The sequence below is a fragment of the Hymenobacter sp. genome, assembly GCF_035709525.1.
Classification (GTDB): Bacteria; Bacteroidota; Bacteroidia; order Cytophagales; family Hymenobacteraceae; genus Hymenobacter.
This window is the reverse complement of sequence record NZ_DASTEP010000169.1, coordinates 71,757-80,382: the sequence shown is the minus strand read 5'-3', so window position 1 is coordinate 80,382 and position 8,626 is coordinate 71,757. Positions and strand designations below refer to the sequence as shown.

Below are 8,626 nucleotides of genomic sequence, written 5' to 3'. Positions count from 1 at the left end.
CATTCCGAACAGAGTCGTTAAGCCCCGGTGCGCCTATGGTACTGCCTTCACCGGTGGGAGAGTCGGTCGCCGCCAACTTTACACGTAGCTCCCCCTGCTTCGCTTTCACCAGCGACCAGCAGGGGGAGCTTTGCGTTTGTGCTAGTTTTAAGTACGCTTTCGAATTGCAAGCGCTTTTACTCATGCAACTTATTTCTAAATGTGATTGCCACGCAGCATGTCTAGCATATGTAGAGCGGAGAATTACGGAGTCTCGCATGGGGATGGCGGCCGCTCAGGAGTCGTCAAACACCGAGACCAAGAGTAGCGCTGGTGACAAGTATGAGACTGGTCGTGCGATGGCACAGCAGGAGCGCGACCGCCACGCTGTACAACTGCATGAGGCGCAGCAATTGCTTGCCGTACTCCAAAAAATTAACCCTGACCGACCTAGCGACACCGTGCGGCAAGGGGCATTAGCAGCTACTACTCTTGGGTTGTTTTACGTAAGTGTTGGGGTAGGTAAGCTGCAAACAGCCGATGGAAAGGCTTTCTTGGCGGTGTCGCCGGTAGCGCCTATCGTGGCAGCTTTGGGCGGCCGGCGGGCCGGTGAAGAAGTGGTATTCAACGGAAAGACAGTGCAGGTGCTGGCGGTAAGCTGAGGTAACGGGCACGCACCCTCACCGCTACTTGTATCGTACGCAGGCGTAGTTTCTTTGACTTCTTTCTTATGGCAGTAGACGTAAAAACCACGCCCTGGCAAGACGCCGCACGCTACGTACTCGGTACGTTTATGATTGGGGCCGGCACGGGCCACCTCACATTTGCTCGGCAGCCGTTTCAGGCGCAGGTGCCCGATTGGGTGCCGCAAGATAAAGACACGGTCGTGCTTGAATCGGGTGTAGTCGAGATAGGCTTGGGATTGCTGCTATTGTGCAACCGGCGCTATAAGGTGCCGATGGGCATCGGGCTGGCGGCATTTTACGCGGCTATTTTTCCGGGCAATATTCATCAGTTTCTGAGCGGCCTATCTTCATTAGGGCTCGATACTGACCGCAAGCGCTACGCACGGCTTTTCTTCCAGCCCGTGCTGATTGGGCTGGCGCTGTGGAGCACGGGTGTGTTCAACAAGAAGAAATAGGCGCTACTTCTCGTTGCGGGCTACTACAAACATGCGGTCGCCGAAGCGGCCGGTCAGCTTATTAAGCCAATAAGTAGGGTACTGCGTGCCGAGCTTGGTAGCTTGCTCGATTAGGTTGCCGCCCAAGCGGATATTGGCCGGGGCCTTCACTGGGTTCAGCAAATCGACTACCGAAAAGCCGTTTTTTGCCAGCATGTGGCGAATGGTAGTCGGCGTGAACTCGTAGAGGTGGTAGGGCGGAATATCCATGCGGCGCTGCCGGCCTAGCGCTTTGTAAGCGGCGAAGCCCAGGCGCATGCTCGGCAGGTTCGTGACGCTGGGTAGCGCCAGCACCAGCAGCCCGCCGGGCTCCAAGATGCGGCCAAACTTGCGGATGGCGGCGGTCGGCGACAGCAGATGCTCGAGCACGTCGCCGAGGTAGGCTAGGTCGAACTGGTTTTCGTGGAAGTCCTCGGTGGTTTCGATGTTGCCCGTGACGACGGGCAGGCCCAGCTCGCGGCGGGCGTAGTCGGCGGCGTGGGCCGATATTTCGAGGCCGTGGGTTTGCCAGCCCAAGCTTTGCAGGCTTTTGAGGGTGTAGCCGGGGCCGCAGCCCACCTCCAGGTACCGAAACCGGCGGCCTGGGTAGTGCTGTTGCATATAGCGGGTGAATTTGTCATCTTTCACCTTGGTCAAATCCAGGCCCTTGCCTTCCTCAATAAACGCCTTGTCCTTTTCCGTACGGTCGTAGTTGGAGCGCTCCGTGAAGTACTCCTTGCCATACAGCTTTTCGAGCTGCGCGGGCGTAGGCTGCGGGTCCAGAAAAGCCAAGTCGCAATTACGGCAGCGTGTGCCTTGCAGGCGCTGGCCGTCGAAGAGGTAGTAGAAGGGCAAAGGCTCGAAGCTGGTGGCTCCGCACAGGTCGCAGTGGCGCATTGTATCAACTCTCATCTAGCAGCTACCAGAAAGCAGCCCGGCGGCTGGCGGTAGCGGCTAATGATTCTACTTGTAAAGTTCAGCGAAAACAACTCAACCCAAGCGGCTTTCGTTGGTTGAACAAGCAATTACCAACTGATACCCGTGAAATGTTACCTGAAAAACTAGATGTAGTAGTGATTGGGGCCGGCCCCGTGGGCCTGGCCTGCGCCCTCGAAATGCAGCGCCGGGGCCTCGCGGTGGCCACCGTGGACAAGGGCGCGCTGGTGAATTCGCTGGTGGGCTACCCCACGCAGATGGAATTTTTCTCGACCCCCGAGTTGCTCGAAATCGGCGGTCATCCTTTCCCGATGGCTTCCTACAAGCCGCACCGCGAAGACGCCCTCGACTACTACCAGCGCGTGGCGACGGCCGAAAAGCTCGACTTGCGGCTGTATGAGCGCGTGACGGGCCTGCGCGGGCAGGCGGGCGACTACGTGGTCGAAACGACTAAGGGCGAGCTCGCAACGCGCGCCGTGGTAGTGGCCACCGGCTTTTTCGACGTGCCCAACACGCTCGGCGTGCCCGGCGAAGACCTGCCGCACGTGAACCACTACTACAAGGAGCCCTATGCCCACGCTGGCCGCGACGTGGTGGTGGTAGGGGCCAAAAACTCGTCGGCCAAGGCGGCCCTGGCGCTAGCCCGCGCCGGTGCGCGCGTGACGCTGGTAGTGCGCGGCGGCGACGTGTCGGAGAGCGTGAAGTACTGGATTCGGCCCGACCTGCTCAACCGCATTAAGGAAGGGCGCATCACGGCGCATTTCAACACCAGCATCACGGCCATTACGCCGACCACGGTGGAGGTCGTCACGCCCGATGGCCCGTGCAGCCTGCCCGCGCACTACGTGTACGCCCTCACCGGCTACCGGCCCGACTACTCGCTACTGGTCGATATGCTGGCCTTGCCGTTGGATGAGAACGATGCGGCCCGCCCGCCTATTTTCGACCCCGTCACCCACGAAACGGCCCGGCCCGGCGTGTATGTGGCCGGCACGGTGTGCGGCGGGCTGGCCACCAGCCGCTGGTTTATCGAGAATGGGCGGCACCACGCGCAGCTTATCGCGGCGCATCTGGCGGCAGTAACGGCGACAGCCTAACGAAAGACACCAATTAAAAAAGCCGCTTCCCAGTTGTTGGGAAGCGGCTTTTTTAATTGGTGCGGGCTTAGAAAGCTGCCAGCGTAATATCTTCTGTCTGGGTGGCCGAGATGCCGCCCGACGAGTAGCTGTAGCTATACCGTAGCTCCAGCTTGGTGGCCGACAAGCTTACTACATCGAACGTGCCCATCGGAATGGCTTGCGAAGGGTCGTTCAGCGTCAGTTTGGTTTGGTCGCTGTTGAAGCTCCAGCTGCCGTGTTGCTTTTGCGGGTCCGACGAGTCGCATTTGCTTTCGCCTTCATCAAGTATCAGCGTGCCGGTAGAGCTGAACTTAAAGAAGTTATCGCGCTCACAGGTCGACTTGGCCGCATATTTATTGCTGGTGATTGCCGTGCCGTTGTTGATGCTGGAGCTGCTGTAGGTAGAAGACTGGGACACTATCCGCCAGCTTTTTGCCGCGAGCAGGTCGGTTTTGCCAGGCGCTGTTTCGTTGTCTTTTTTGCAGGCCCCCAGTGCGGCAGCCAGTACTAGTAGTAAAGATATTTTTCTCATTATTGATAGATGGAATAGAAATAAATTCGCTGCAAAAATAGGGGGTAAATTTCATACTAAGGTGTTGTGAAATAGTGAATATATCGAAGATAGTGCGGGGGTAGGCGGTCGGTAAGAATAAATATAAATTAAGTAAGAAATGCCGCCCATAAAGCTGGCGCGTGAGCCAAAATATTTTTTAGCTACGGGCATTTTTCGGCCGCTACCACGGCGTAGGAGTAGCCTGCCCTGGCACCGCGCTGAAAAAACGCGCAGCCCTGAGCCGGCTGTCCCATCTGCTGCGCCAGCCGGCCCAGCAAAAAGAGCGTGCGGCCATCCTCAGGCTGTCTTTCGAGCGCCTGGAAATACACGCGCCGCGCCTCATCGTAGCGGGCCAGGTAGGTGAGGGCTGCCCCTTCGGCTTGGAGGTAGGCAAGCGGCACGGCCTGGCCCCGGCGCGCATACTGCTGGTGGCCACGGTGCAGGTCGGCCAGGGCGGGGCGGGGGCGGCGCAGGTCAAGCAGGCGGTTTTCGCCCCGCGCCAGGCGGGCCTCGGCCAGGGTAGTATCGAGCACCAGCGCCCGCGAAAAGCTGGTTTCGGCCTCCTGCGGCTGGTGCAACTGCGCTTGGCAGCGGCCCAGGCGGTAGAGCAGGCGTGCGGCGTCGGGGGTAGGCAGCGGGTCGCCGCCATCGGCGGCAGCCAGCAGCGCCGCCTCGTAGTCGGCGCGGGCAGCGGCGTAGTCGTGGCGGATGTCCTGGGCCAACTGGCCGCGCAGGCGTAGGGCGGGGCCGTATGTTTCGCGGTAGCCGAGCGACTGGTCGAGTAGGTCGTAGGCGGCGCTCCACTGGCCCTGGGCGAAAGCGCGCCGGGCTTCGTCGTAAGCGGTGCCAGCCGCCACGCGGTCCATCACGATTTTGGCCGACACGCCAAACAGTAAAATCAGCGCCGCCAGCAAGGCTACCAGCCAGAAATCCTGCCGGTTGAAGCGCACCTGGCGGCGCGGTGTGCGCTGCTGGTAGTGGCGCTCGCGGCTGCCGGCCGGGGGCCGGGTGCGCAGCGGTGGGGTAGGCGCGGGCGTAGGCATCTTATACACCGAAGGGCCGCTGCCCGCCGCCTGCGCCGTGGCCTGCTGCTGGGCGGCGGCCCGCTGGGCAAGCTGCTGAAGCTGAAAGTCGTACTGCGCCCGGCGGCCGGCGTCGCCGAGCACGCGGTAGGCCGTGGCCACGGCCTTAAACTGCTCTTCGTGGCGCGGGTCGCCGCCGTGCTTGTCGGGGTGCAACTGGTTGGCCAAGCGCCGGTAGGCCTGCTTAATAACCTCGGCCGAGGCAGTAGCTGGCACCCCCAGCACCTGGTAATGATTTTGACTCACGTCCCGAAAAAATTAAATAAAGCCCTCGGCAAAAGGCAGCCCCCGCCGCAAGTTTTGCGTAAAGAACGCCCCGGCCGGCCCGGCTGTTGCCGCCCCCGCTGCCTGGTAAACCGCAATTTCCCGCTAAACAATTCCGCCCCATGGCTACCCTGACCGACGACAAAACGCCGCGCAACGACAGCCTCATCAGCAATCTGACCGGCTACCTCGATACCCGTATCGACATCGTGAAGCTCGAAACCCAGGAAAAAGTAAAAGGCGTGTTTGTGAGCTCCGTACACGGGGTGGCACTGGGCCTACTGGGCTTTCTCTTCATCATTTTTGGCTCCATCTACTTGGGTTTGGCGCTCAACCAGGCGCTCAACAGCCCTTCGGCGGGCTTTGGCCTGGTAGCGGCGCTGTATCTGGTGCTGGCGGTGCTGTTCTTTGTGGGCGTCGATAAAAAGATATTCCAGGGCGTGGCTGATAAGCTGCTCAACAACACCATTTACAAGTCGGACAAGCGCGAGCCGGGTGCCGGCCACTAGGCTTTGCCGCACATGCATTCTTTTTAATACGCAGCAACTAACCACGCGATATGACTGAGCCGAACAACCCGCTGTTTGAGGACGAAAAAGAATTTCTGGAGCGCAAAAAGCTTGAGTACGAGCGTGCTTTGCGCGGTGATGTCGAAGAAATAAAGGAGCAGACCATCCAGGTAGGCAAAGTGGCGCTGGTGGGGGCCGGGGTAGTAGGCGGCGTGTGGCTGCTGGTTAAAGCTTTCAGCGGCGGCAAACCCAAGAAAAAGCACAAAAAAGCCAAGCGCCACGACGAAGATTACTTCGCGGATTATGCCGGCTTCGATGGCTTTGAAGACGACAACCACGACCAGGAGTTGTACGACCTGACTTCGACGTACCACTCGCCCGAGTACGCCTACGACCACGCCGACCGCTATGCGGCCGAAAGCGATGGCTTTTACCAGAGCGGTAACCAGGACGATGATACTATCTATTTTGGTGGTGACGACCGCGATGACGATGACAATGGCCTGAATGACTACCCGGACTTCCCGGCGCATTCCAGTGCGCAGCACGGTTATGGAGAGGCCGACACAGATACCACCTACGGCAGCCACGCCGCCGCGCCCGAGCACCTCGACGTGTATCACACCGACGAAGCCCACGGCTACGAGCAAGAAACTGGCTACGCAGGTGCTACCGACGGAAAGGAAACGGATGAGCAGGAACCGGCTCATTCCTACGCCTCGCCCAACTCGTACCAGGCCCGCCCCTACGACGACAGCCGCCGCTTGCCCGAGTCGAATAGCTTCGATGAAGACGACAAAAACGAATCCGGCACTCAGCAGCCGGCCGAGCCCAAAAAATCGTGGCTGGTGCCCGCCGTGCTAGCCTTCGCCAAAAGCGAAACCGGCAAGGTGGTGCTGGCCCAGGTAGCGGCCGTAGCGATGGCCTTTATCAGCGGCAAGGTAAAGGGCGTGGTGCAAGACCATGCGGCCGATGCCGATAAAAATGCCGACCTTGCAGCTTCATCGGCCCCCGTGGGCGCATCGCCCGAGGTGTGGCCGGCTACTACCGCCGCTCAGGATGTTGCTGCCGCCGCCAAACACGACGACCTTACCTACCGCGAACCGCTTGCTTGAGGAGCTGGCCCAGTTGCGGGCTAGTGGGCGCAAGGCATTGGCCGTGCTGCTCGACCCCGACGACTTTGACGCCGCCCGCGTGCGCGAGTTGCTGCGCCTGATGCGGCAGCATCCCGTCGATTACTTTTTTGTGGGGGGCAGTTTGGTGCTTACCGAGCATCAGGCTGCCCTCATCGCGTTGCTCAAGGCCGAGGCCCCGCAGGTGCCGGTGCTGCTCTTTCCGAGCCATGCGCTGCACGTAGACTCGGCCGCCGACGGTATCTTACTGCTCTCGCTGATATCGGGGCGCAATCCTGATTTTCTCATTGGCCAGCACGTGATAGCCGCGCCGCGCCTGCGTCAGAGCGGCTTGCAGTTATTGCCCACTGGCTACATGCTGGTTGAGAGCGGCCGGCCTACTACCGCGTCGTACATCAGCGGCACCACGCCGCTACCGCACGACAAGCCCAGCATCGCGGCGGCTACCGCTATGGCTGGCGAGCAACTAGGCCTGCGCCTGATGTACCTCGACGGTGGCAGCGGGGCGCAGCACCCCGTATCGGCAGCCATGATAAAGGCAGTGCGCGCGGCCGTAGAGGTACCGCTCATTGTGGGCGGCGGCTTGAATACAAGCGAGAAAATTAAAACTGCCCTAGCCGCCGGGGCCGACCTTGTCGTGGTAGGCAATCACATCGAGCGTGACCCCAGCTTCTTAGCCGACGCCGTATCGCAGATTCAAACGGATTTTTAAGATTTAACGGATACGCCCGCTGCGCGGGCTGACTATCTGGACGCAGGAGTGGCTTCGCCAACTCTTAGCAAATGCAGAGGCCAGCCGAAGGCTACCTTGCGTCCAGATAGTCAGCCCGCGCAGCGGGCGTATCCGTTAAATCTTAAAAATCCGTTTGAATCTGCGGTCTTAGATGTTCATGGCCGACTCGCGGCGGCGCATCTTACCAGCCGGAATGCCGAACATCATCTTGAAGCGGCGGCAGAAGTAAGCGGTGTCCTTGTAGCCCACCTCGCGGCCGATGTCGCGGATGCTCTTTTTGGTGGTGCGCAGCAGCGACACGGCGCGCTCCATGCGCTGGTACTCGATGTAGTCCTGCGGGTTGATGTTGGTCAGCATCTTGAAATACTGGCCCACATAGTCTTCGCTCACGCCGGCCACGCCCGCCAGTACCTTGTTCGAGAGGTCGCCGCTGAGGTTCTCCTTAATGAAGTTGAACAGGTCGATGAGGCGCGGGTCCTTGAAGTACGTGCTGTTGGTGGCGAGCTGCTCCACAAACAGGTTATTACGCAGGATGTAGCGCACCACTTCTACCACGATATTTTCGGTGTAGATGGTGATGAGACGCTCGCGACCCGGCAAGTCTTGTAGCGTTTCTTCAATAACCTTAATAATGAGATTGGATAGCTTCGAATTGCCTTTAATAACGAACGCCGGTACATCGAGCGACGCGAAGAAGTTGACCGAGTCAAATACCTTGGCCTCGAACGACACAAAGCTGTGGCTTTCCTCGGCGTCGCCGATAAGGTCGAGGTTATCGTTGGAAGAGAAAAAACGGTCTTTGTTGGTAATCAGGTCGTCGTTGGAGATAACCCGCGCGCCCGCGCCAGCCCCGTAGCCCACGCGCGTGGCCCGGCCGCCGGGCACAAACAGCAGCTCGCTTTCTTCGACTACCTGCTCGTCTTCGCCGAAGCGAATCTGCCCTTTGTGCAATAGAATAAGGTTGTTGCCAACGTCATAGGTATTGCGTGCCGTGAAGGCTTGGCGAAGTACCAGGTTCTTGGCTTTGATGTAGCGGACACCTAGCGATTCGATGACTTTATTGTAATCTTCCATAAGTTAATGGGTCGTAACTAGAGTATAAAGGGCTTAAAACTCCCGAAAGTTACGACTAAAGAATGCAATTCACCATGGAAAAATTC

General features: G+C 59.3%; 10 protein-coding genes. 6 read left to right on the top strand and 4 right to left on the bottom strand.

Annotation, left to right across the window (positions count from 1 at the left end; genetic code table 11):
- Together VFO93_RS14715 and VFO93_RS14710 are read left to right on the top strand one after the other, a co-directional pair.
- Window positions 1-641: hypothetical protein (locus tag VFO93_RS14715; RefSeq protein WP_325135152.1), on the top strand; the 641-nt coding region annotated here is incomplete at its 5' end.
- Window positions 642-709: 68 nt separating this feature from the next.
- On the top strand, window positions 710-1,120 hold the full coding sequence (locus VFO93_RS14710) for a hypothetical protein (RefSeq protein WP_325135151.1): 411 nt from the start codon (window positions 710-712) through the stop codon (window positions 1,118-1,120).
- Window positions 1,121-1,123: 3 nt separating this feature from the next.
- Here the strand turns inward: VFO93_RS14710 and VFO93_RS14705 are convergent, their stop codons facing one another.
- Entirely contained in the window at window positions 1,124-2,050 is a 927-nt protein-coding gene (locus tag VFO93_RS14705; RefSeq protein WP_325135150.1) for a class I SAM-dependent methyltransferase, read from the bottom strand.
- Between the two features lie 134 nt (window positions 2,051-2,184).
- Here VFO93_RS14705 and VFO93_RS14700 point away from each other — a divergent pair, with 134 nt between their 5' ends.
- Window positions 2,185-3,171: a YpdA family putative bacillithiol disulfide reductase gene (locus tag VFO93_RS14700; RefSeq protein WP_325135149.1), complete on the top strand. Its 987-nt coding sequence runs from the start codon at window positions 2,185-2,187 to the stop codon at window positions 3,169-3,171.
- Window positions 3,172-3,238: 67 nt separating this feature from the next.
- Here the strand turns inward: VFO93_RS14700 and VFO93_RS14695 are convergent, their stop codons facing one another.
- Window positions 3,239-3,724, bottom strand: a complete 486-nt coding sequence (locus VFO93_RS14695) for a hypothetical protein (protein ID WP_325135148.1) — start codon at window positions 3,722-3,724, stop codon at window positions 3,239-3,241.
- 182 nt (window positions 3,725-3,906) lie between these two features.
- Window positions 3,907-5,073 carry a J domain-containing protein gene (locus VFO93_RS14690; protein WP_325135147.1) on the bottom strand — a complete coding sequence of 389 codons (1,167 nt, stop codon included), beginning with the start codon at window positions 5,071-5,073 and terminating at the stop codon, window positions 3,907-3,909.
- Between the two features lie 140 nt (window positions 5,074-5,213).
- Here VFO93_RS14690 and VFO93_RS14685 point away from each other — a divergent pair, with 140 nt between their 5' ends.
- From VFO93_RS14685 to VFO93_RS14675, 3 genes are read left to right on the top strand one after another with little or no spacing between them, the layout of a single operon-like run.
- The gene (locus tag VFO93_RS14685; RefSeq protein WP_325135146.1) at window positions 5,214-5,600 is read left to right on the top strand and encodes a phage holin family protein; all 387 of its coding nucleotides are present in this window, start codon (window positions 5,214-5,216) and stop codon (window positions 5,598-5,600) included.
- A gap of 50 nt (window positions 5,601-5,650) precedes the next feature.
- Window positions 5,651-6,715 (top strand): hypothetical protein, encoded by a 1,065-nt coding sequence (locus tag VFO93_RS14680; RefSeq protein WP_325135145.1) that lies wholly within the window; start codon window positions 5,651-5,653, stop codon window positions 6,713-6,715.
- Window positions 6,708-7,445 (top strand): geranylgeranylglyceryl/heptaprenylglyceryl phosphate synthase, encoded by a 738-nt coding sequence (locus VFO93_RS14675; RefSeq protein ID WP_325135144.1) that lies wholly within the window; start codon window positions 6,708-6,710, stop codon window positions 7,443-7,445. The genes VFO93_RS14680 and VFO93_RS14675 overlap by 8 nt, the downstream gene beginning before the upstream one ends.
- Before the next feature lie 168 nt (window positions 7,446-7,613).
- Here the strand turns inward: VFO93_RS14675 and VFO93_RS14670 are convergent, their stop codons facing one another.
- Entirely contained in the window at window positions 7,614-8,540 is a 927-nt protein-coding gene (locus tag VFO93_RS14670) for an AraC family transcriptional regulator (RefSeq protein WP_325135143.1), read from the bottom strand.
- Between the last annotated feature and the right edge of the window lie 86 nt (window positions 8,541-8,626).